A 24,310-nucleotide genomic window follows, 5' to 3' on the forward strand; every position below is an offset into this window, starting at 1 on the left:
CTTTTCGCTATTCTCTTCTCATCTATCTTTGCTCGTCTACCGTGGACGATTCCGCTGTCGAAATCTTCTGTCCATCTTGTTAAGTACATTTATCTTAATATGCAGAATCTTTAATGTCAACATCTTCTTCAGTTACGAATAAGTAAAAATGATATAATCACCTTATCATAACAAGCTCGGAAGGGGAGTATTTATGCGTATCAATAAATTTTTAAGTGAAGCAGGCATTGTATCGAGACGCGGTGCCGATAAGTGGATTACTGACGGCCGTGTTAAAATTAACGGACAGCCAGCAGAGCTTGGCAGCAAAGTCGAATCAGGCGATCAGGTTGAAGTAGATGGTAAACAGGTACAAAAAGAAGAACAGTTGGTCTATATCGCACTTAACAAACCCGTCGGTATAACGAGTACAACGGAACGGCATATCGAAGGCAATGTAGTGGATTTCATTAATCACCCACTGCGCATTTTTCATATCGGTCGATTGGATAAAGATTCGGACGGATTGCTTTTAATGACCAATGATGGTGATATCGTCAATGAAATTTTGAGAGAAGAACATAATCATGAGAAAGAATACATCGTAACTGTAGATAGTCCATTGACTTCTTCTTTTATTTCAAAAATGGAGAATGGTGTGAAAATCCTCGATACTGTAACCAAGCCTTGCACGGTGACAAAGCTAGGTCCACGGACCTTCTCCCTCGTGCTGACACAAGGCCTAAACCGACAAATCCGCCGAATGTGCGCAGCTCTCGGCTATCATGTACGTCGTTTACAGCGAGTACGAATCCTCAACATCGAGTTAGGAAATCTGCCGATTGGCGAATGGCGTGAATTGACAGATTCAGAGCAGAAAGAATTATTTCATACATTGGACTACCAGCCAAAAAGATAAAAAAGAGGGAGGTAACTAATACTTCCCTCTTTCCATATTTTCAAAAGTAGTTATAATCTAACACTCAACCCTCTAAAAATCCTTATATTCCCTCTATAACTAGTTCAATACTCTCTTTTTTTATGGTATAATTATCTAAAATAACTGCATAATATGGCTTATTCAGTATATCAATATAACTTCAGGACTAATGTATGGTTCATACTTTGCGACAGGAGTCTTGAGAGAGGAAGTTAGTATGATGCCCTTACGAACGCCTACATTCAATCCATCTTTAACTACTTTATTTGAAGAAACATTCTGCGTCTCACTGATCGATCTAAATGGTCGTCTGACCTACGTGAATCAAAACTTCTGCAAACTGACGGGCTACAGTGAGGAAGAGCTAATCGGGAATACGTGGGAATTATTAAACAGAGGATTAACTATTGAAAACTCAATCCTTATTTTTGAAAAGCATTTTATGACCCATAAAGTATATCAGGAGTCCGTGCGGATTTTTTCGAAGGATGGAAGGAAGTATTGGCTGGATACAACGGTCGTTCCTATTTACGATGTCGATGGACATTTGACACATTATTTATCTCTGGATATTGATGTGACGGGACCTGAATTAGTTTCTCGTGAATTTGCAAAAGCACGTACTGACTTGCAAAATTTCAAATATGCGCTGGACGAATCGGCTGTTGTAGCGATTACCAATCCACAAGGCATGATTACTTATGTGAACGACCGCTTCTGTGAACTGTCAAAATACTCGCGAGATGAACTCATCGGCAAAACACATCGGGTTGTTAATTCCGGGACTCATCCTAAAAGTTTTTTTGAAGAGATGTGGAATACAATCCAGCAAGGAAAAGTCTGGCGTGGAGATATACAAAACTTATCCAAAGACGGAGAGTTTTACTGGGTCAACACGACGATTATCCCCTTTGTAGGAGCGGACGGAAAGCCATTTCAGTATATATCTATTCGTCAAGATGTCACCTCTCATAAAGCAGCTGAGAAATCCTTGGAGCTGGCGCTGAAAAACGACTTTACCACAACAGTAAAGAACCTTCAGAATGCGATTTTCAAATACTCGCTTGATAAATATGAACAAATTCACTTCACGTTACTCGAAGGAAAGATCACTGAAAAACTCGGCATGACCAAAGACACTCTTAATGCTTTTCTCTATGAGAAAAGTTTGAACTTGACGTCAATTAAACGGCATCTCCAAGAAGGACTGCATGGTCTTAGCTCGCAGTTCGAAATAGAGTATAAATCGTATACATTCCTCGTCTATCTGTCTCCGATTTTCGAAGAAGACGAAGTAGCAGAAGTCGTAGGTACTGCTATTGACATTACAGATCGAAAAGAAGCAGAGCGGCTAGTTAAGCATATGGCATTCCATGATCATTTAACAGATCTACCAAATAGACGCTTACTCAAGCAAACTGTAGAGAATGCGATCGAAGACCGAGCAAAAAGCAAAGAGCCTTTTGCCTTATTGTATATTGACTTGGACCGATTTAAGAATATTAATGATTCGATGGGCCACTACGTAGGTGACCAGCTGTTGAAATCAGTTGGAGAACGCTTAGGTTTACTCGTTCGGCAAAATGATCTAGTAGCAAGACTAAGTGGTGATGAGTTTATCGTATTATGTAAATCCACAAATAAAAATGGGGTTCGATTAGTTGCTAAGCGTATAGTTGAAGAAATATCAAAATCATTTCTCATCAATAATTTGGAGGTCTTTATCGCTCCAAGTATCGGAATCAGCTTATTTCCAGAAGACGGTGAAGATTATGATACCCTTATGCGCAACGCGGACTCAGCCATGTATTTGGCAAAACAATCCGGCAAAGGTACATATCAATTTTTCACTGAAGAACTTTATAATGATTTAATCGAACGGACCTTACTTGAGATGGAACTGCGACAAGCTCTCAAAAAAGACGAGCTGTCCCTCCATTACCAGCCGCAACTCGATTTCACAACCGGTAAAATAAAAGGCGTGGAAGCACTTTTACGCTGGAATCATTCTTCCCGTGGAATGATTTCTCCTGGTCAGTTTATTCCCATTGCAGAAGAGACGGGTTTGATACTGCCGATCGGTTTATGGGTGTTGGAGACCGCGTGCAAGCAGGCAAAAGAATGGCAAGACCTTGGATACCCTCCTCTCCGCATGAGCGTCAATGTTTCATTGCGTCAGTTTAAGAGCCATACATTTGTCTCAGATGTGAAAGAGACCTTGCGCACTACTGGATTGCAACCGAACTATCTGAACATCGAAATTACAGAGAGTATGACATCGGACGTAAACAACTGCCAAAGAGTGTTACAAGAACTGCGAGAGATTGGTATCAAAGCAAGCATCGATGATTTCGGAACCGGCTACTCGTCTTTGAGTTATTTAAGTAAGTTCCCGATTACTCACTTAAAAATTGACCAGTCATTCGTCAGAGAGCTGACCGACAATTCCGTTATCGTCAAAGCCATCATTGATTTGGCTAAGAACTTGCATCTTCAGGTAATTGCAGAAGGTGTGGAGACGATAGAGCAGGCGGAATTTTTGAAGACTCTTAATTGCGATGAAGCACAAGGTTTTCTTTATTCCCGACCAGTGCCAAGTGAAGAAATTGCAAAATTGTTAGAAGACAATATATTATAATATTGCAGCAACCCAGCAGACATTTCGTCTGCTGGGTTGTTTGTCTATTACAGAACAGATGTCTAGAACTCTTAGATCATTAAAATTGTTTTTGAATCCGCAAGTAACCATACTAATTCAATTGCTAGTGTGCTATAGTTTTCACTATATTTAAACTCTTTAATTAAGTCAAAAATCGTCAAAAAGTATTCACAGGGGGAGATGTTTGGTGGGAACAAATCAGATGCGGTATTCCATTACCGCGTTAGCAGGATTTCAATGGCTCTTTTTCATGTTTGCCAATACGGTAGTCATCCCGATATCAGTGGGCACGGCATTCGAACTAGAACAAATTGAAATTGTCTCTGCGATTCAACGTTCATTTATTTTCACAGGAATTGCCTGCCTATTACAAGGTACATTGGGACATCGTTTGGCATTGATGGAAGGTCAATCTGGACTATGGTGGGGAGTTGTACTTAGCTTGGCAGGAACAGCAAATGCGATGGGACTGAGCCTAGCCACTGTGGGGGGCAGCATTGCGGTAGGTGCAATGATTTCAGGCGTGCTCGTTGCCATTCTTGGCGTTCTAGGTATGGGGGAAATACTGAAAAAGTGGTTTACGCCAGCAGTGATGTTCGTCTTTCTATTATTATTAGCAAATCAGTTGATCACCATCTTCTTAAAAGGGATGATCGGTCTCAATAATGGCGATTACATAAATTTGCCGATGACGCTATTTTCTTTTGCTTTAGCAGCCTTGACCATTCTTGTTCACATTAAAGGCAAGGGAATCATTAGCAGCTTGAATCTTTTGATTGGAATGACTGTCGGATGGATCAGTGCGGTGTTGATTTTTCCTCAAGAGGCCGCTGAAACGATTAAGACAACTCCCTTTATCCAGTGGTTCCCTTGGGGTGAGCCAACAATTGAAATGGGTATCGTCATCACTGTGATCATTACAGGGCTATTAAACACAACAAACACGGTAGCGACTTTAAAAGGGGCAGAGGACATTTTTGAAAAGGAAACAACAAAACAGCAGTACAAAACGTCTTTCTTCATCACAGGGGGGTTGAATGTCGGGGCAGGTGCTCTCGGGCTCGTACCGTACGCTCCTTACGCTTCTTCTATTGGTTTTTTGCAGTCCAGCGGTATTAAAGAACGAGCTCCTTTCTTCATTGGTTCGATTCTCTTCATCATTCTTGGGCTCGTGCCGCCTTTAAGTGCATTCTTTTCCACCATTCCACAAAGCGTTGGGAATACGGTACTTTTCGTAGCGTATTTGCAATTGTTCCGGTCTGCATTGCGTAATGTAGAAGGATTGACCTTTGAACCTAAGACAGTTTACCGCGTGGCATTGCCTGCATTACTTGGCTTGTCGATCATGACGTTGCCGCCAGATGTGTTTGCCTCGTTACCTGAATTGCTGCAGCCTCTTCTTTCAAGTGGACTGCTTGTCGGGATTTTGGCAGCGCTTCTAATGGAACTACTATTTTGGATTGGTCAACGTTTCAGTAAGCGCAACATTTTATAAACTTCAGACTGCAGCCAAATGTTAAAGTTATAAAGGAAGAAATGCAAGAAAAGAATACAGGGCGTGCGGTGGGCCGCTTCCTTCTAAGTGCATGTGCTCCTAACGCTTCGCTTTTACTCGCAAAAGCCGTCCTTCGCTACGGCTTTCGCTCAGTCCAGGGGCTCACCTGTCACGCTAATCCCGCTGGAGTCGCCCATCTTCCGCTACAATCCCTACGAAGTATGCTTTACTACATAGCGAATTCACTGTAAGTAGTGTGAGATTGAGCTGCCATTTCCTGAGACAAAAAAACTAAACACACATTCGCTCGGATGGTGCTTCTTGTGCCTACAAAGCTCAGTGAATAGTCAATGGGCTCATTAACATTCTGAAAACACATTGAGCAATTGAATTTTATCTAACGAAGCCTTTAACGTATTTTAACTGTGAGAAGGTAGGATGCCAATTATATACTACGAGCTAATTCCACCTTCTTAGATTTTAGAAAACTACAAAGATCTTTCTATATGTTTACACTTCACAAACTAAGGATTGGAGTGAAAGACGGTCGAAAGGCAAAGATGTGCTCCCAACGCTTCGCTTATGCTCGCAAAAGCGTACCGTCAGGAACGGAAATCCCGGTGCACTTGCTAGCTGTAATTCCACATATCTATTCGGATAAGTAACCACAATTCTTATCTTTTATTTTAACAAAACTCTTGATTAGAGGTAAAAAAGCGTCCGCCTGAAATATAGATCAACGGCGTCATTACCCACTTGCCAATTCTTTTATCCATAAACTTCAGCCCTGATCTAGTCGATCAGGGCTTTGTATAGGTGTAGACAATAAACCGTTCCTGGTCGTCATGGACCTGTAAATGGGCAATAGGGATTTCCGCCGTCTTTTCGAATAAAGAATGGTTGTGCAAAAGTTGTTCGTAGTCTGCCGTTGGATAATATAAAATCACCTCTACGGGACGTGCAACCAATTCGATCGAGCGCACAATATTTTGAATGACCCTCCGAAAAATATCGAGAGAAAAAGGATTGAAGAAATAGAAAGTAGAGGCATCGTCCGGGAGTTCATAACGTTCTGCTAAACAGCATTCGAATGACAGCATTCCTCTTTTTTTAGGAAAAGCTTGCCGATAGTCTATTAGATTGTTCATCGCATCCTGATATAAGACACTATTCATCTCAATCCCAATTACGTCTATCGAATAGCGATGATGCACATAAAAAGGTACTCGTCCTTTACCACATCCGAAGTCGACAAAACTACCACTTACCAGAATTTCATGCTGAGCAAATAAAAAATCCATCCCTTCATACGGCGTAGCTTCATAACGATTGTAATGTGATGACTGATGCACCCACTCACGCACCCCTACAGTTTGGATATGCAAACGTTTATCCAGCTCTCGTTCCTCCACCCTTTCATCTCCTTTACAAATTCTCCTGTCGACCGAGAAGACCACAGCATATATTACTTCTGCTGTGGTTCATCTGACACGACGACCGTTCTATTCCGACCCGTACGTTTTGCTTCATATAAACACCGGTCGGCCAGTTCAATGAGACGAGCAGGATGATCCGCATGCACGGGATATGCAGCTACACCTGAAGAAATTGTGACAACTTCTCCACATGGACTGACTGTGCTCTCTAATTTTTCACGAAGCCGCTCCGCTGTTAAAAAAGCCCTCACTTTATCCGCTTTTGGTAATAAAATTACAAATTCTTCTCCACCATAACGGCAACAGATATCATCTTTTCTTACAGCTTGCTGCATAAGATTCGCCAAATAGATTAGGACTTCATCCCCTACAGCGTGCCCATAGGTATCATTCACTCGTTTAAACTTATCGATGTCTAGGATGATCATAGAAAATGGCGTCTGATTCTCTATCCACTCTTTCATGTAATCATCCATCGACCTGCGATTCATCAGTTTTGTCAAAGGGTCTGTCGTCGACTGGTGAATGAAGTAGTTCATTTCTGTTTTGAAATAATCCAAACTATGCAGCATTGCTCCTTTTAACTGTTTGGCCTCATAATACCAATCAGAAACAGCTTCCATTTTCTCTTTATGATCTGTTTTCGTGCTAGTTTCAGTATAGTAAGCCAGCTTCTGCAATGGCAGCGCAATCTTCTTCGATAAAAACCATACTAAGAAAAAAGCTAGCAACAACAAAGGCAGTGATTTCCACACCATCTCCAGTACCATGCTTTTTGCAGGAGCGACAGCAGCACTTATGGGCCGCTGGGATATGATGCCCCAATCAGCAATCGGTATATAAGAGTAGCCGGCGAGCATAGGAATGCCTTTCGTATTAACGATTGCCTGCGCACCGCTTCCTCCTGCTACGACCTTTTTAACTACTTGGTTCTCAGAAACGTCATCATTCAACCGATCTTTAAGTTGGTGGTAAATCAATGTCCCCTTTCCGTCGACAACATAGACATAAGATCCATTTTCATAGAAATGATCCCCAAGAATCTTTTCTAAGATATTCGGTTGATTCAAATAGATAGCCCCACCCAAAAACCCGCGATACACACCATCTTCTGAAATTAACGGGACACTGATGAATATCAAAAACTCTCCTGTAATCCCCATGTAGGGATGAGAAATCAATGGTTTTCTTTCTTTCATAGCCTGTTCTGCCCCCAAAGACGTCAATCGTTCACCAATCAAGTCTAGGCTCGGAGGGGAAATTCCTATTACCATACCCTCCGGGGAAGCAATTGCAACAGAATTGAAGGTACTCGTCTGTGTTCTAATTCGTTCTGCTATTTTATTTAACTGTACCTGAGAATCTGAGTTGTTGAGTAAGGGGATGACTTCTTCTGCATTCACTTGAAGTGTCTGAAGGATCTCACGTAAATATGTATCTGTTGTAGCAGACAATTTCTCAGCATATGCTTTGTTCGTCTCTAAAGTAGAATCGATTAAAGTTTGCTTGTGCACACGATAACCGACAGTTGTACTAGTAAGAAAGGTCAGAACGATTGCCAATAATGCCACGACATGAATCAATTTTTTCAAAGACCATCTCATCTATCTTCCATTCTCCTTCTCCCTATGATGCTATCAACCTATTATATCATAAGAAAAAGGCAACGTTAGCAGTTATTCACCATGTTTTTGGTTCTAATGATTTATACAAGAACAACTCAATTTCAAAATACCTTCACATCAATAGGAAAGTCCTATGCGATGACCGATATGCTCTCCTGCAATCAATTCTTGATAAGCAAATTCTGCCGTATCACCAACCGAAACCTGTTTTCCATCAACCGGGAGGTAATCACGCTCTACGCGGTAATTTCCTACTGCTTCACCATCTGGCAAATATGTAGGACAGACAATCGTCCAGTCCAATGAAGAACTACGTAATATATCAAAGACTTTATGGTGTTCCTTTGCCGCGAAAGTGAGCTTACGATTAGAATCTCCTGCTTCGTATCGCAGCTTTGATGGATCGGTGCGACTCTGCAGTATTCCAGCAGTTCCAATAGTCAAAATACGCGCGACGCTATGAAGTTCCATCTCTTCTACGATTACCGGCATCGCTTCCGTCAGTGTAGTGGTCCGATCTGTCCCCAAGGCGCTTACTACAGCATTCGCCCCCTCAATCAATTGCTTCACTGTTTCAGTATCGCGTACATCTCCTTGAAACAAGGTAAAACCTTGACGCGGCGTACATTTCTCTGGCGTCCGTACAAGTGCTTTCACTTCATGGCCGTCCCGCAATGCCCGACGAACGATTTCGTTTCCCGTCCGCCCCGTTGCTCCGAATATTACAATTTTCATCTGACATCCCTCCTCTTTTTACTTTACAATAGACTTCCGAAGCTTTGCATGCTCTACGCTTATATAAGAAAAGACGCTGCTCAGTTACCTGAACGGCGTCCTATAATTAATATGTTGTAAGCTTCACCCAGCGTTGCAACGCATAGATGCCTCGTTGGAAAAATGTCAGGCCGTTTTGAAACTCTTCTACATCCAAAGTATAAAGAGCATCTTCATTTTCCCACAGTCTATCAAAATAATCATTAATTTCATTCGTCAACACACTGTCTGTTGGCGCAATAATCCTTAAATTCGCTTCTAAATTATAATCACGCAATGTACGTTCTGTTAAATTTGAAGAGCCATTTGTAATGAAAGTCTCCTCGTCTGTTTGGATTGTAACTAATTTCGTGTGATACTGTCCAATCACGGTATTATACCAGCGCACTTCAATCTTATTGTCAGTGTTTTCCCTTATTTCTTGGACAACCGGTCGATTTGGTAAGCCAGACTTTTTACTGCCGAATGAATTTTCATTAGGATCCAGAATCATTTCCACCTGCACGCCTCGATTCGCTGCGCTTACCAAAGGCTGAATAACTTGCTGTTCAGATAGATAGAACATTCCCATGCGGATACGATCACCCTTTTTCGCTCGTTCAATATCTTTCACTAACGCATCCAATACTTTACGTTCCGTCAAATACTGAACTTGATAAGGACCCGTTTCTTCTTCCAAATTCTCGACACGCGGCAACTTTCCGCCTTCCGTATACCGCACGACAGCTTCTTCTGCGTCCAATATATCGTTCTGCACTGGACCTTTGACTTTAAATGCCACATTTCCATGGAGACCACTGGCTGCGTGGGGATTAGATGATGTCACCAATGCTGCTTGATCCGTCACTATTGTTTTACGGTGATTGGATTTGACGTTCAACAGTTTTAAATAAGAAGTGAATTTTACATTTGGAGCATCACTTGCCAAGAAGTTTGGAAAATGGGATTTGCCGTCAATTTGTATCCATTGGAACAGCGTACGATATAATCCCGAATAAATCGGCATTGAGTCGCGTAACGGTTCCAAATCGGTATAGACTACCTGGACGCCAGCCTTTTCTAAGTCCTTGAACCAACTAGACTCATACGATCCATAACCCGTATTTAACGGATCGGTAATGTAGACGATGGGCATGTCCGGATTTTTCTTCTTTTTTTCTACAAGAGCATTTGTTAATTGATCAGCAAGCTGTGGGAAGTCTTCTTTCTCATCGTAATAATCATCCATCAAAAAGAAGTCTAGGACGATGAATTCTTTCGCTTCCTGAATCATTTTTGACACTTCATCGAAAATATGAAGTTCTGATTTGTACTGTTCTTTGGATTTTGACTTGGAGTAGGTCAGATCGTAAATAAATTCGATGTCTTCTACTTGATGTAGTTCTCCCTCATACGAGATGCCTGCAGGCAATGGTTTGTAAGTATGCCAAAGCATGACACCAGCGTAGAGAAGAGCAAATAGGAGCAAGGCATACGAAGCAATCCGTTTCTTCGTCCATTTTCGTTTCTTCTCCGCCATCGCATTGCTCCTTTCCGAAAAATTCAGTCTATATGAAATTCCCTCTTCGCCTATCTATGAAAACTTTATTTAATGGAGAGGTACGGACGTTCTGCACGCCATTCTACAGATACTGGCACTTTGTAGGTTTCGGATAACAGCTCGTTGGTGAGGACTTCATGTTTTGGACCAGATGCTACTACTCTACCTTCTTTTAACAATAGTACGTGTGTCATCTCAGCAACTAGTTCTTCTATATGATGTGTGACGTAGACAAGGTGAACGTTGTTTTTCGTAGCAATCTCTAGCGCCTCTAAAAATTGCTCTCTCGCCAGAATATCCAGTCCAGAACATGGTTCATCAAGGATCAGCAAGTGCGGCTCACCCATTAGCGCCCTCGCAATTAATACTCGACGCTTTTCTCCTTCTGATAGTACCCTGAACTTTTTCTCTTTTACATGTTCCAGCCTAAATTCCTTCACTAAGTAATTTGCACGTGTCCAATCTTCTTCAATGACCTGTTCATAAATACCGAAGCTGGCGAACTTTCCACTGACGATGACTCGTTCGATCGTTTCATTCCAGAAAAAGTCCGAAAACTTTTCCAATGAACTGCTGACATACCCAATCTTCTTCCGCAACTCCGGCAAGTACGTACTGCCAAAACGATTTCCCAGCACTTCCACTGCACCTGAAGACGGGAATTCATATGTAGAAATAATCGATAACAACGATGTCTTTCCAGAACCGTTTAACCCGAGCATCCCCCATTGCTCTCCTTCTGAAATCTCCCAATCGAGACCTCGGAGTATTTCATTGTCGCCTCTTCTAAAATAGATGTCCTCAACTTTAACGACCGCCATTTGAATTCCCCTTTCCCTATACAGAAAACCGGCTCAAGCAGTGTGCAGCGAACCGGTCTACTATTTACCCTTCTTCGTTTTCTTTCTCTTTCTCGTATTCCTGGTATTTTTTCTTTTCAAGTTCTTGGTATTTCCTAGCTCTTTTTTCTTTTTCTCTCTGCTTTCTTTCTTTTTCCTTACGTTCTCTTTTTTCCTTTTCACTTTCTCTACGTTTCCGTCTCTTTTTAACTTCTCCTTCCACATGCTCGAATTGACGAATATCTGTTGGTCGGACCGTGATCGGTTCACGCACCAATAGCTTGCTCAATGAGAAGATCAACAGCAGGAGAAGCAATGTAAACGGTAAAGCTGATACGAGGGAAGCCGATTGCAATGCTTCCAGTCCACCGGCAAACAGAAGAACTGCTGCAATTGCAGTCATCAAGAAGCCCCAGATAAACTTTACAACCAGTGGAGGAAACAAACTGCCACGAGTTGTCATACTAGCTAAAATATACGTTGCAGAGTCTGCGGACGTAATCAAAAATGTAAAAATAAGGACAATCGCTAAAAATGACATAACATTAGTAAATGGTAAATGCTGAAGTGTCGCGAAAATGGCAGATGTTACGTCCTGGTCAACAGCTTCGGCAATCTGCGTGCCATTACGCAAGTCACTGTATAATGCTGTTCCACCAAGTGTTGCGATCCACATACAGGAAAATGCCGGCGGAATAACCATGACTCCCATTATAAACTCGCGAATCGTCCGTCCTTTTGAAACGCGCGCTACAAAAGCGCCCACAAAAGGAGACCATGCAATCGTCCAAGCCCAATAGAAGATCGTCCAATCCTTCACCCACGTACCGCCTTGGTATGGCTGCAACCGTAAGCTATACGTAATGAAATTATTGATGTAATCACCAATGGCTAATGTAAATGTTTCAAGTATGAATACTTTCGGTCCAACAATGAAGAAAAACACCAGCATGGCAATCGCCATTCCGAGGTTAAAATTCCCCAAGTACGCAATCCCTTTACTCAATCCGGATGAAGCCGATGTCATATAGGCTACAAATACGACGGCAATTATGAGAAGCTGAATTGTAAATGTACTCTTAATGTTGAAAACGTATTCCATCCCGCCGCTCATTTGCAGAACGCCCATGCCAAGGGAAGTAGCAATCCCCATGACAGTTGCTATAACAGCAAACGAGTCAATCCCTGTTTTGAGATGGCGATTGCTGCCGATCAGCGGCTCTAAAGCGGTAGAAATCAGCCCATCCTTCTTCTTTCTAAACTGTAAGAATCCGATGACTAAACCGACAATACCAAAGATTGCCCATTGTGAAATACCCCAGTGAAAGAAGGAATACCCCATTGCGATCCGTGCCGCTTCCTCAGTCTGTGCCTCCACACCTGAAAGAGGGGAACTAAAATAATGACTCATCGGCTCTGCAACGCCCCAGAATACAAGCCCCACACCAAAGCCAGCTGAAAACAGCATACCAATCCAAGTAAAAAACGGATATTCGGGACGTTCGGTATCACCGCCTAGACGGATTGCCCCGAATTTACTGATGGCTAGTCCTACTAAAAATATAATAACAATAAAAACAACAAGCAAATAAAACCAACCAAATTTATCTGTCGTAAAGTGGTAGAGTTTTTCGGAAATCACTCCAAATGGTTTTGGCTTCATGGCACCTAATAGTACCAGTAGTAAGATAAATACTGCTGATATGGAAAACACGGGGTTTTTCCAAAACTTTTTATTCACAACTATATCGACTCCTAGTGTTCATTTGGTAACTTACTTACTAAACTTCATACCCTATTCTTACGAAATGTAACGCATTTTCACTGATGCAATAGGATGTGAAGAGCTACCAAATAGATTGTAACTGTTTATAATACACACCGAATAAGGCATCTTCAAGCGAAAATGCCTTTCATGATGTATTCAGCTAAAGTGTTCTTCGATTCCTTGCGACCAGCGCAAAGCATTCAAGGAAATTTCACTTAGTTTCTTTTCGGGGATTCTCAACTGCTCGGTCAGCTTCTTCACTTGTTCCCACTCAAAACGCTCGACCGCTATAATGAGCTGCATGTAGGGAGTCATTTCGGTTTCTTTACCATTCAATGTGTTAATAATGACATCTGATAAAGACAAGAGCGGTAAAATATCTTCCCATTTCCTACCCATGACTGCATCGATCATCGAAAACATCCCTGTCAGGAAATACTCATCCTTATTGGGCTTGCCTTTATATTTTGCCAATAGTTCGCAAGCCCTCGCACGTCTAAGTGAAAGTTCCACAAGTGCCGTCACACGACCGCTTTGCAAGTCTTGCCCCAAATCATGGAGCATCAGTACTTGTAACCATTTTTTTGTTTCATTTAAGCCAATCAATACGATTGCTTGCTTGATCGAACTGATTCTTTTTGGCACCTCGAATGCCAAAGTGTTGATGAAACGCAAAAGTTTATAGGAGATCGATACGTCTCGCATAATCAATTCGGAAAGCTCGTTGATTGACTGTGTATCTTTTTGAAAAAACTCAATGATTTGCAAATGAACTAAAGTATTAGCTGGGATTTCTTTGCTTTTGATAATTTCTGGCTTGGCGAAGAAATAACCTTGGAACAAATCATAACCACTTTTCAACGCCAGCTGATAATCCGCGTCTGTTTCTACTTTTTCAGCCAATAAAACAATCGATGGATATTTTTTGAAAAACTCCTTAATCTTTGTCTTTTCAGCCGTGTTAGTCATCATAAAATCCACTTTTACTATATCTACAAGTTCGAATAACTGAGGATATGCTATGTACTGGTCTTGTAAAACAAAGTCATCAAGCGCTAACTTGAAGCCTGCTTCCTTAAACATTTGCAAACGTCTTAACAGCGCAGGCGTAATTTCCACGTTTTCCAGAATTTCAATAACGATTTTATCCGGATTCAAACTCATGAATATATCCTGCGCCAATAATTCACCAGAAAAATTGATGAAGGAAGGCACACCACTAGTAACTTGATCAACCCCTATAGTCAGAAACGTATTGACAAGCAGACTGATTGTAGCCTGTTCAGGATTTATGTCTGGGAAAACATTCTTTTCACTGTTTCGATATAACAATTCATATGCATAGATATTACCTTGCCGCCCTAAAATGGGCTGTCTCCCGATAAATATCGAGTACTCATTCATTTAATTCATCTCCAAATCCCATTTTAAAGCTTGTGCAACCGTCCGACTACCTTGTTCTCTAGACGCTTCTCCCAAGAGTCTATCGGCTTTCTCTTCATTGTACGTGATCGAAAGAATTTTAGAAATATAAGTTGGGATAAAAGGATGTTTTTTCTATAATACCTTTGTCATAACATCCTGTAGCAGACAGCATACGCAACTCCTAAGAATCCTATCTAGTCCCAGTCCTATTATGGGTTTAGGAAATCATATTATATGGTATGTTTTGTAAGGAGGGTGTACACGGAGGTGTTCTCTATGTTGAAAAGAAAAATGAAGAATGCACAACGTTCTCAAGAAATCTTAAATGTATTTTTAAAAAATGGATTTAGTCATGTTTTATTTCGATTAGGTATAACAGATCGTAAATTCTCCGCCACAGACGAGGAAGCGGATTTGAATTTATATCACGTCGGAAAAAAATTACGAACCGCATTGGAACAACTTGGGCCTACATTCGTCAAACTTGGTCAAATCGCCAGTGGACGACGTGACTTAGTGCCTGAAGAAATCGCAGTGGAACTTGAACAGTTGCAGGATCATGTGGAAGCATTTCCTTTTGTGGAAGTACGGGAAATTATCGAGCATCAGCTAGCAGGGACCATGGAAGAGTTTTTTCAAGAATTTGATGAAGAGCCTCTTGCTTCTGCATCAATCGGGCAAGTGCACCGAGCTCGATTGATCTCAGGTGAACTGGTTGCGGTGAAAGTGCAGCGCCCAAATATCCAGCGTCAAGTGGAAACAGATTTGGCGATACTGCATGATTTAGCGAGTTTTTTGGAGAAGAATATGGCGTGGGCCAAGACCTATCGTCTGCGTGATCTCATCTATGAATTTTCCCATTCATTGCGGGAAGAATTGGATTATCAGTTAGAAGCCCGCAATTCGGAACGAGTTGCCCAGCAATTCACGAAAGTACCCGAAATTCAAGTTCCATACGTTTATGACGAGTATTCTACACGTACTGTGTTAACGACAGAGTTAATTACTGGTATAAAAGTGAGTAATACAAAACAGTTGGATGCGGAGGGCTATGACCGCCAGCTCTTAGCTGAACGAATAGCCGACTCCATGCTCTCGCAAGTAATGGAACACGGCTTTTTTCATGGCGACCCGCATCCAGGCAACATATTCGTGACCTCAGGAAACGTCATTTACTTTATAGACTTCGGTATGGTCGGTCAACTTAGCAAGGAAATGACATACCATTTTATCTCTCTTATGTTCGCTTTACGGAAAGGAAATATCGAGCGACTGATCGATGTGTTTTCTGACATGGATATTCTTGACGAAAACACCAATATTGCCGCCTTATATCGTGATTTGCAAATCATTCAGCGAAAGTATTACGAAGCTTCTTTGAACGACTTGAAACTCGGTGATGTGTTCATGGAAGTTTTTTCAATTGCCTACCGTTATCGCATCCGACTTCCAAATGAAATTGCAATTCTTTCAAAGGTCATTCTAACGTTGGAAGGTGTTCTCAGTAAACTAGATCCTTCCTTCAGCATTATGAAAGCCATTGAGCCTTACGGTAAGAAGATGATGCTAAGACAATTCGATCCCCGCTATCTAGTTGAAAATAGTTGGCATTCGTTAGTTAAGAATGCGGAAATCATAGCAGAACTGCCAAGCGATATTAAGAAAGCCGTCAAAACCATACAAAAAGGAAAAGTCGATTTGGACGTCGGGCTGAAAGAGTCAACCATCATTTTTCGACGATTTGACAAGATCGCTAATCGACTATCATTCAGTATCGTTTTGCTGGCGTTCAGTATCCTGATGGTCGGTCTCATCATCGGATCTGCTATCGCTGGTCAGACCGCCATGTTCTTCCGCCTTCCACTCATAGAAGTAGGTGCTTTGATTGCGACGCTTCTGTTTGCATATCTGCTGTTCTCTATTGTGCGTTCGGGGCGTATCTAGTTATTGTTTACTCCTATTTAATTCGGGAATAGAAAAGCAGACAACTATTTTACGTTGGGAGGATTTTTTGTGAACAACAATCGCAAAATAAACAGTAACAGCAAAAATAAACAGTTGGAAACCTTTCGTATACATGACCAAAAGAAACCGATGACGACCAATCAAGGTCTAAAGATTACGGAGGATGAACATTCATTAAAGGCAGGAACACGCGGCCCCACTTTAATGGAGGACTTTCACTTCCGTGAGAAAATAACGCATTTTGACCATGAACGAATTCCAGAGAGAGCTGTCCATGCACGTGGGTATGCCGCACACGGCGAATTCGAATTATATGAGTCGATGAAAAAATATACGAAGGCTGGTTTCTTGCAAGAGCCTGGCTCGAAAACACCGGTCTTCACTCGCTTTTCTACAGTAGCTGGAAGCAAAGGATCTGCTGAAACCGTGCGCGATGTACGTGGTTTTGCTGTGAAGTTTTATACGGAAGAGGGAAACTACGATCTTGTCGGCAATAATATGCCAGTATTCTTCATTCAAGATGCCATTAAGTTTCCTGATTTAATCCATGCAGTGAAGCCTGAGCCACATAACGAAATGCCGCAAGCCGCTTCAGCTCATGATACATTTTGGGATTTTGTTGCCAATAATCAAGAATCTGCACATATGGTCATGTGGCACATGTCCGACCGCGCAATACCAAGAAGCTTCCGGATGATGGAAGGATTTGGAGTTAATACGTTCCGCTTTATCAATGAACAAGGCGAAGCACATTTCGTAAAATTCCATTGGAAACCGAAGCTAGGCGTTCATTCACTAGTTTGGGATGAAGCACAGAAGATCAGCGGGAAAGACCCTGACTTTCATCGACGTGACTTATGGGAATCAATTGAAAATGGCGATTTCGTGGAATTCGAGCTCGGCGTTCAGCTGTTAGAGGAGAAAGATGAGTTCAAATTTGATTTCGATATTCTTGATCCGACGAAAATTTGGCCTGAAGAAGAAGTGCCAGTGAAGATCATCGGGAAAATGACATTAAATCGCAATGTGGATAATGTTTTTGCGGAAACTGAACAAGTAGCATTTCATCCAGGCAGTGTGGTGCCAGGTATTGATTTCACAAACGATCCATTATTACAGGGACGATTATTCTCTTATACAGATACACAACTAATCCGGCTTGGGGGTCCGAACTTCCACGAGCTGCCAATCAACCGTCCTGTCTGTCCATTTCACAACAACCAACGCGATGGCTACGGTAGACAAACGATTAACGTAGGACAAGTAAGCTATCATAAAAACTCGCTCGCTGACAACAAGCCGAACACTTCTTCAGAGGAAGACGGCGGCTATGCGCATTACCAAGAAAATGTTGACGGACGGAAAATACAAGCGAGAAGTGATTCATTCAAAGATCACTTCTCGCAAGCCCGTTTATTCTGGAAGAGTATGTCCTTGGCAGAAAAGCAGCATATTATTGAGGCTTTTAGCTTCGAAGTTGGGAAAGTGAAGAACATGAATGTGCGACAGCAAGTCGTCGACATGTTTGCCAATGTGGATGTAGATATGATGACAAAGGTAGCACAGGCAGTCGGTGTCAATGCTCCGAAGAATGCAGAACAATCCGATGTAAGGAAAGCTTCCCCTGCCCTCAGCCAGGAAAACAAGGCGAAGTTGCCCGATACACGTAAAGTAGCGGTGTTGATTGCAGATCAGTTTGACGAAACTATTCTGGAGCCAATCATAAAAACGTCGTTGGATGCAGGCATGTCAATTCATATTATAAGCGAGAAATTCGGTACGTTAACTGGTAAAGGTGGATCGACAGTAGTTGTCGATGAAACTTTCTTGACTGTCCATTCTGTACTGTATGATGCTCTGTATGTCGCTGGCGGACAAGCACAGCAGCAAAATAAGTTTGAAAAGGATGTGGCTGATTTTGTGAACGAGGCATATATGCACTACAAGCCAATTGGCATAGCGCCAAATGCTAAAGCACTGTTTGAGAAAACGCAAGCCAAACCAGGGCCAGGAATACTGTTAGACTTGACTGTTTCAGGAGATGGCAAGCAATGGGTAAATACTGTTGCAGAGCACCGCTTCTGGAATCGTGAAATCTATTAATAAGAACATACTAAAGTCGGATGAATTTGATTCTATCCGACTTTTCTTATCTTTTTCCATTCAGTCTTTCTCAAGAATCTCAATGAATTTAGACGCGGAAGGTGACAAAGAAACACCTTTTAAATAGCATACTCCAATGCTTCTTTTCGGAATAGGCTCCAGAAACTCTACTTCCTGCAGCTTGCCTGAGTCCAGATAGTCTGCAGAAAACTCCTTGACCACACACGCAATACCTAAATTAATTTGCGCAAATTCCAGCAGCAATTCATGCGACCCCAACTCGAATTCGGGATAGATCTTCACTCCTTTTTCTGATAGAAAGTCTTCTACATATTGGCGCGAGTTAGATTTCGATTCCAATAAAATTAACGGCAACTTTGTTAACTCCTGTAATGGGACAGGTCGCAAGAATAATTTTTTGAATCGATCACCATAGACAAACGCATCTTGCACATCAAAGCATACTCTTTTTTCTAATGTTTCATCCTCTACAGGGAAATTGCAAACCGCGATATCCGCTTCTCCGGATTTTAAGGCTGCAATCAACTCCACAGTCGTTCCGTTAATAATTTTAAAACGAATACTTGGATAATTGGTATGGAATGCTTCCAAGTAGGGCAATAAATAGTAACGGGAAATAGTATCTCCTACACCAATTTTCAGTTCACCCGCCGATAAGTTCTTCAGCTCGTATAATTTTTCATTGCCTGCATCAATCAAATTTAAAGCTGAGTTGACGTATTCGAATAGCAATGAACCTTCATCTGTCAGCGATACACCTTTAGATGTCCGGTTAAACAGCCGTGTATCCAGTTCTCGTTCGAGCTGAGATATGATCTGGCTGACGGCTGGCTGCGTCATGAATAATTGTCTTGCCGCCTTGGAAAAGCTCTCATTTTGGACGACTTTGCGAAAGACTTTATACCACTCCAAGTTAATCGACATATAAACACCCCTTATACCACCTATTAAGTATATTAATTTTACTTATATCACAAAAGCACGTTATAATACAAAGAAGAGTGATCAAATTAAGTTTCACTAAGGAGCGATTGATTTGGAAAGAGTAGTAGGGACGGTTGTCAGAGGATTGCGTTGCCCAATCATCAATGAAGGTGACAATATCGAACAGATCGTAGTAGACAGTGTATTGGAAGCTTCTAAAGTTGAAAATATTTCGTTTCAGGATAAGGATATTGTCTCGATTACTGAATCGATCGTGGCACGTGCACAAGGTAATTATGCAACGATTGACCACATCGCAAAAGATATCGAAACAAAATTCGGTGACGATACGATTGGCGTTATCTTCCCTATCCTCAGCCGAAATCGATTTGGGAACTGTTTACGTGGAATCGCGAAAGGCGCAAAGAAAATTGTTTTGATGCTTAGCTATCCTTCCGATGAAGTCGGTAACCACTTAGTAGAGCTTGATCGTTTAGACGAAAAAGGAGTCAACCCGTGGACTGATGTTTTGACAGAGGAAGAGTTCCGTGCGCATTTCGGCGATAATAAACACCCTTTCACCGGCGTTGATTACATTGAATACTACAAATCATTAATGGATGAATTCGGCGTCGAACATGAAGTGATTTTCTCCAACAATGCTAAAACAATTTTAGATTACACAAAAACAGTATTAACATGTGATATTCATACACGATTCAGATCGAAACGCATTCTTGAAGCAAATGGCGCCACAAAGATCTACAGCCTGGACGATATACTTACGGAATCGATTGACGGCAGTGGATATAATGAACAGTTTGGCTTGTTAGGCGCAAACAAAGCACAAGAAGATAGCATCAAGCTTTTCCCGCATAATTGTCAGCCTGTTGTGGATAATATTCAAGCCATGCTGAAAAAGGAAACAGGAAAACATATTGAAGTCATGATCTACGGAGACGGTGCGTTCAAAGATCCTGTCGGTAAGATTTGGGAACTGGCAGATCCTGTTGTTTCTCCTGCCTATACTGGTGGATTGGATGGCATTCCTAATGAAGTAAAACTGAAGTACTTGGCTGATAATGATTTCTCTGATTTACGTGGAGAAGAACTGAAAAAGGCAGTTTCAGCCTATATAGAGAAAAAAGACACGGACCTTATGGGCTCCATGGCTTCGCAAGGTACTACACCGCGTAAGCTGACAGACCTGATCGGCTCTTTATCTGATTTAACTTCAGGCAGCGGTGATAAAGGAACACCTATTGTCTTTATTCAAGGCTACTTCGATAACTATACGAACTAAACCACATTGGTTATGGCATTGCCTTTCCATACAAAAGACACTACGAATTTATCGTAGTGTCTTTTGATGTGAGTGCCCTTCATTTATTCTCATGATTATTCAACTGTTACTCGCTTGGACTTAGATTGTTGAATTTTACTAAACAACATAAATAGAGCAAGTGCCGCCAATACAACAATCATCAGGACTACATACAACTTCCGGTAACCGATGATCGGTACGAGTGACCCTATTACATATGGTCCGAAGCCAAAGCCGAAGTCCAAAAAGATGAAGAACGTGGAAGTAGCTACACCAAGACGTTCAGGTTTTACTCCCTGCAATGCAATCGCCTGTGCACATGACTGGAAATTACCAAAACCTAGACCCAAGATACCTCCAGCCAGAAGCAACATCCAGCCGGCTTGTGCTCCACTCAGTAATAAAAGGCCTCCTGCAAACAGAACAAGTGATGGATAGATAACGAACTTATTTCCTTTCACATCCAGCAACCGACCAGTAAACGGTCTAGAAAACAGCACGGCAACAGCATACACTAAAAAGAAGAAACTCGCGGCACTTACCAAATTGATTTCTTCCGCATAAAACGAAATAAACGATAATACACCTGAATAGGCAACGGCAGCCAATAACGTCACAAATGCAATAGGCAACGCCCTTCTTTCCAATAAACCATGTATCCCCAACTTTTCTGTTTTTGCTTGGATATTCTTTGCAGGCATGACCATTGGCGATTTCTTGACGAAAAAGAACATCGCTGCGCAACATATACTAAGCGCTAAACAGAACAAAAATAACATTTGATAGTCATAGTGTTGACTAAGGTAAATTCCAAAGAACGGACCAATTGCCGTTGCCAAAACTGCACTAAGGCTGAAATATCCAATTCCTTCGCCTCTTCGCGAAGGCGGCAGCATCTGCGCAACCATCGTACCGGTAGCTGTAGATGAAATTCCTAAACCGATTCCATGGAAAAATCGATTCGCCATCAGTAAAGGCAAGTTATCAGCTCCAAAATAAAAGACAGAAGCCAGAACAATGATCGCCAATCCGATCAATAAAAGTCTTCTGCTGCCGATTTTTTCAATTAGTCCACCGATAGCTAGCCGGGACATAAGAGTTCCGATGATGAATATGCCTGAGACCAACCCCGCCACGCCTGTTGATACACCATATTCTTTTACTGAATACGGCGCAATGGTCACCATTAGCAAATACATGACTAGCATTAAAAAGAAATTTATGATAGAAGTGACGATAAAGTCCCTTGTCCATATAGTTTTATTGTCCATTTAATCACTCTCTTAGTTGTTCAGATTTTTTCTCGCGGACTCCATAACTCGAATTGCAGATTCAAGCTCTTCAAGTTCAATTCCATTCAATAGTTCACAATACAATATTTCTAATTCCGCCATAATTGTCTCCACTGTATTCTGACCAGTCGCTGTCAAACCAATCCACTTTTCACGGCGATCTGTTCCAGGACGTACACTGACTAAATTCATTTCTACTAAACGTTGAACAATCTTTGTGACACTTGGTTTTTCTACTTGTTGACGTAAGGCAATTTCTGCCGAAGTCATTTCACCTTCCAGCTTCAATAGCTTCAATATCCCCCATTGAGAATGAAATAAATTGTGCGGCGCAAGTAGCATATTCAATCGATTCAGCACAGGACGATAGACTTGAAAATACTCTGTAAAAAACGTTTGTTGACGTTTCATATTTTATCTTCCTCTCAATGATTAGTTAGGCTAACTAATCATTATAGTAAACCATATATTCCTTTGTTTGTAAAGTAAGAATCAGAAGAAATCTAAAAAAAGGAAGGACTTGGTGTATCCAAGCCCTTCCTTTCTATTATTGTCCGATCGCTTCCAAGGAATTAACAATCATCTTCGCTGCGTGTGCTCGAGTCGTTGGAGCGTTCGGCATGAACTTCCCTTGATCTCCTGTCGCAATATTTAGCTGATACAATCCTGCGATTGCCCCTTGCGTTTCTTTTGCAAAGTTCTGGATGTCTTTAAATGGTGCAGTGACTGTTGGTGTGAATGGTTTTCCAGTAGCCGCTTCATAGGTACGGCTGAGCAATAATGCCAATTGTGCACGACTGATCGATTGATTTGGCATGAACTGCCCATTTACCCCGTTAATCAGTCCGTGATCGTAAGCGGCTTGAATATCTGCTTTTGTGCTATCTGCATAATATGCCAAATCCTCAAATGGCATGTTGTTGCTCTTTGGCTTCAAATCCAATGCACGTACGATAATGGAAGTAGCCTGAGCGCGTGTCAAAGACTTGTCAGGACGGAATGTAAGATCCGAGTAGCCGCCTACAATACCTTTCTCCGCAGCCAGTTCAATCACATCTTTCGCCCAATGATTCGAAATATCTGTAAAAGTGACAGATGGCTCTACTGGTACCTTTTCTAGTGTATACGACGTTTTGATGGTATGCATGCTCTTTTTACCATGCTGATCTACAGCTTGGACAGAGAATTGATATTCTTTGTCTGGCTGCAGGTCGCCAATTTCATAAGTTAAAACAGGGCCCATTACTTCGCCTACCATTTTGTCGCCATTGTACACTTGATACGTCATAATCATTCCTGTATCAATAACCGGCCCCCAATTCAATACGACAGTGGATTGATCTTTTGCTTCCGCTGTCAGTACATCTTTCGGAAACCATGGATAATTATTCATCAATGATTCTTGGAATGCACCTGCTACTACTTGGTAGCCTGCCTCACTTAAATGAATATTTTTAGGGTTTGGTAAATACTTTGAAAAGTCCTTCGCAATTAATTCATCTGTCTGAACAAATTTAGCTGGTGTACCTTGCATTCCACCTTGAATTGCACCATTTAATCCCTTTACAAGCTGTGCAATTTGAGGCTGAAGCTCAGCAGGCATATGCGGGAATGAATTGTAATACCCCATCACATATACTTGTGCTTCAGGATTCAATTGATAGATTTTCGCCAAAATCTGCTGAATATTTCCCCCAACCTTCGTCATAGCAGCTTGAATCTCTTCCAGGTCGAAGTCTGGTTTCCCCGTGCTTTCATCAAACTTGAAATATGGAAGCACATCATTGGCGCCAGCGGTCAATGTAATTAAATCGGCTTCCTTGATTGACTGATGAAGAGCCGCGGTTTTATCTTGACTGCCTGTACCAATTACGGGCTTTGAAATGTCTGTCTGCAAGTCTTCTAGCACATTACTAGACGTATAGCCGGGAAACGAAAAACCTTTATTACTCGTTTGCAAGACTTCTTGTTTTGCTAACTCTTCCGCCAAAAAGTCCACATACCCTTTACCTGGCTCTCCCGTGGAATTAATACCGAAAGCCAATGAATCCCCAAGTGCTAAATAATTGATTGGAGCAATCCAAGTTGGTGACTTTTCAGGTTCTGCGGCAACGGTTTGCAATGGAGGCACAGCAAGCTGCAACAGTAGAGCGAATGCTAGCAACAGATGACCCCACGATTTCTTTTTCAATACATCGACC

The 24,310-nt window shown here is 41.7% G+C and carries 17 protein-coding genes and 1 other annotated feature (1 of these 18 running past the window's edge); of the genes, 6 read left to right on the forward strand and 11 right to left on the reverse strand.

Going from position 1 to position 24,310, the window contains the following annotated elements:
• Positions 1-5 (reverse strand) — a binding site (T-box leader); it reaches 216 nt to the left of the window's first position.
• A gap of 188 nt (positions 6-193) precedes the next feature.
• The 3 genes from MKY93_RS19375 (at position 194) to MKY93_RS19385 (ending at position 5,073) form a co-directional block, all read left to right on the forward strand.
• Positions 194-898 carry a pseudouridine synthase gene (locus tag MKY93_RS19375; RefSeq protein ID WP_009499137.1) on the forward strand — a complete coding sequence of 235 codons (705 nt, stop codon included), beginning with the start codon at positions 194-196 and terminating at the stop codon, positions 896-898.
• Positions 899-1,136: 238 nt separating this feature from the next.
• A complete protein-coding gene (locus tag MKY93_RS19380) occupies positions 1,137-3,557 on the forward strand; it encodes an EAL domain-containing protein (RefSeq protein ID WP_340760698.1) in 2,421 nt (806 codons plus the stop codon).
• A gap of 208 nt (positions 3,558-3,765) precedes the next feature.
• Positions 3,766-5,073, forward strand: coding sequence for a uracil/xanthine transporter (locus MKY93_RS19385; protein ID WP_340760699.1), 1,308 nt, complete (start codon positions 3,766-3,768; stop codon positions 5,071-5,073).
• 800 nt (positions 5,074-5,873) lie between these two features.
• Here MKY93_RS19385 and MKY93_RS19390 read toward each other — a convergent pair.
• The 7 genes from MKY93_RS19390 to MKY93_RS19420 all read right to left on the reverse strand — a co-directional run bounded on the left by MKY93_RS19390 (position 5,874) and on the right by MKY93_RS19420 (position 14,459).
• Positions 5,874-6,485: a class I SAM-dependent methyltransferase gene (locus tag MKY93_RS19390; protein ID WP_340760700.1), complete on the reverse strand. Its 612-nt coding sequence runs from the start codon at positions 6,483-6,485 to the stop codon at positions 5,874-5,876.
• Between the two features lie 53 nt (positions 6,486-6,538).
• Positions 6,539-8,113, reverse strand: coding sequence for a sensor domain-containing diguanylate cyclase (locus MKY93_RS19395; protein ID WP_340760701.1), 1,575 nt, complete (start codon positions 8,111-8,113; stop codon positions 6,539-6,541).
• 138 nt (positions 8,114-8,251) lie between these two features.
• Positions 8,252-8,869 (reverse strand): NAD(P)-dependent oxidoreductase, encoded by a 618-nt coding sequence (locus tag MKY93_RS19400; protein WP_340760702.1) that lies wholly within the window; start codon positions 8,867-8,869, stop codon positions 8,252-8,254.
• A gap of 106 nt (positions 8,870-8,975) precedes the next feature.
• Positions 8,976-10,427 carry a phospholipase D family protein gene (locus MKY93_RS19405; RefSeq protein WP_340760703.1) on the reverse strand — a complete coding sequence of 484 codons (1,452 nt, stop codon included), beginning with the start codon at positions 10,425-10,427 and terminating at the stop codon, positions 8,976-8,978.
• A gap of 65 nt (positions 10,428-10,492) precedes the next feature.
• Complete coding sequence (locus tag MKY93_RS19410) at positions 10,493-11,269, reverse strand: ABC transporter ATP-binding protein (RefSeq protein ID WP_340760704.1); 777 nt, start codon at positions 11,267-11,269, stop codon at positions 10,493-10,495.
• Between the two features lie 64 nt (positions 11,270-11,333).
• On the reverse strand, positions 11,334-13,028 hold the full coding sequence (locus tag MKY93_RS19415) for a BCCT family transporter (protein ID WP_340760705.1): 1,695 nt from the start codon (positions 13,026-13,028) through the stop codon (positions 11,334-11,336).
• Positions 13,029-13,211: 183 nt separating this feature from the next.
• Positions 13,212-14,459 carry an EAL and HDOD domain-containing protein gene (locus MKY93_RS19420; protein ID WP_078818672.1) on the reverse strand — a complete coding sequence of 416 codons (1,248 nt, stop codon included), beginning with the start codon at positions 14,457-14,459 and terminating at the stop codon, positions 13,212-13,214.
• 297 nt (positions 14,460-14,756) lie between these two features.
• On the opposite strand from MKY93_RS19420, the gene MKY93_RS19425 reads away from it, so the two are divergent.
• Positions 14,757-16,424 (forward strand): ABC1 kinase family protein, encoded by a 1,668-nt coding sequence (locus MKY93_RS19425; RefSeq protein WP_340760706.1) that lies wholly within the window; start codon positions 14,757-14,759, stop codon positions 16,422-16,424.
• Positions 16,425-16,493: 69 nt separating this feature from the next.
• Positions 16,494-18,548 carry a catalase gene (locus MKY93_RS19430; RefSeq protein WP_340760707.1) on the forward strand — a complete coding sequence of 685 codons (2,055 nt, stop codon included), beginning with the start codon at positions 16,494-16,496 and terminating at the stop codon, positions 18,546-18,548.
• A gap of 60 nt (positions 18,549-18,608) precedes the next feature.
• Here the strand turns inward: MKY93_RS19430 and MKY93_RS19435 are convergent, their stop codons facing one another.
• Positions 18,609-19,493: a LysR family transcriptional regulator gene (locus MKY93_RS19435; RefSeq protein ID WP_009499150.1), complete on the reverse strand. Its 885-nt coding sequence runs from the start codon at positions 19,491-19,493 to the stop codon at positions 18,609-18,611.
• Positions 19,494-19,605: 112 nt separating this feature from the next.
• On the opposite strand from MKY93_RS19435, the gene MKY93_RS19440 reads away from it, so the two are divergent.
• Positions 19,606-20,796 carry a coenzyme F420-0:L-glutamate ligase gene (locus MKY93_RS19440; RefSeq protein WP_340760708.1) on the forward strand — a complete coding sequence of 397 codons (1,191 nt, stop codon included), beginning with the start codon at positions 19,606-19,608 and terminating at the stop codon, positions 20,794-20,796.
• A 95-nt stretch (positions 20,797-20,891) separates the two neighbouring features.
• On the opposite strand, the gene MKY93_RS19445 is transcribed toward MKY93_RS19440, so the two are convergent.
• The 3 genes from MKY93_RS19445 to MKY93_RS19455 form a co-directional block, all read right to left on the reverse strand.
• Positions 20,892-22,088: an MFS transporter gene (locus tag MKY93_RS19445; protein WP_340760709.1), complete on the reverse strand. Its 1,197-nt coding sequence runs from the start codon at positions 22,086-22,088 to the stop codon at positions 20,892-20,894.
• Positions 22,089-22,100: 12 nt separating this feature from the next.
• Positions 22,101-22,520 carry a MarR family winged helix-turn-helix transcriptional regulator gene (locus MKY93_RS19450; protein WP_009499153.1) on the reverse strand — a complete coding sequence of 140 codons (420 nt, stop codon included), beginning with the start codon at positions 22,518-22,520 and terminating at the stop codon, positions 22,101-22,103.
• 136 nt (positions 22,521-22,656) lie between these two features.
• A complete protein-coding gene (locus MKY93_RS19455; RefSeq protein WP_340760710.1) occupies positions 22,657-24,300 on the reverse strand; it encodes an S-layer homology domain-containing protein in 1,644 nt (547 codons plus the stop codon).
• Positions 24,301-24,310 lie beyond the last annotated feature (10 nt).

The sequence above is a fragment of the Sporosarcina sp. FSL W7-1283 genome, from assembly GCF_038003105.1.
GTDB lineage: Bacteria > Bacillota > Bacilli > Bacillales_A > Planococcaceae > Sporosarcina > Sporosarcina newyorkensis.

Coding starts and splice junctions, on each gene's coding strand:
- MKY93_RS19405 (WP_340760703.1), bottom strand. CDS start 10,427: ATGGCGGAGAAGAAACGAAAATGGACGAAGAAACGGATTGCTTCGTAT.
- MKY93_RS19420 (WP_078818672.1), bottom strand. CDS start 14,459: ATGAATGAGTACTCGATATTTATCGGGAGACAGCCCATTTTAGGGCGG.
- MKY93_RS19425 (WP_340760706.1), top strand. CDS start 14,757: ATGTTGAAAAGAAAAATGAAGAATGCACAACGTTCTCAAGAAATCTTA.
- MKY93_RS19445 (WP_340760709.1), bottom strand. CDS start 22,088: ATGGACAATAAAACTATATGGACAAGGGACTTTATCGTCACTTCTATC.
- MKY93_RS19375 (WP_009499137.1), top strand. CDS start 194: ATGCGTATCAATAAATTTTTAAGTGAAGCAGGCATTGTATCGAGACGC.
- MKY93_RS19395 (WP_340760701.1), bottom strand. CDS start 8,113: ATGAGATGGTCTTTGAAAAAATTGATTCATGTCGTGGCATTATTGGCA.
- MKY93_RS19400 (WP_340760702.1), bottom strand. CDS start 8,869: ATGAAAATTGTAATATTCGGAGCAACGGGGCGGACGGGAAACGAAATC.
- MKY93_RS19380 (WP_340760698.1), top strand. CDS start 1,137: ATGATGCCCTTACGAACGCCTACATTCAATCCATCTTTAACTACTTTA.
- MKY93_RS19435 (WP_009499150.1), bottom strand. CDS start 19,493: ATGTCGATTAACTTGGAGTGGTATAAAGTCTTTCGCAAAGTCGTCCAA.
- MKY93_RS19450 (WP_009499153.1), bottom strand. CDS start 22,520: ATGAAACGTCAACAAACGTTTTTTACAGAGTATTTTCAAGTCTATCGT.
- MKY93_RS19410 (WP_340760704.1), bottom strand. CDS start 11,269: ATGGCGGTCGTTAAAGTTGAGGACATCTATTTTAGAAGAGGCGACAAT.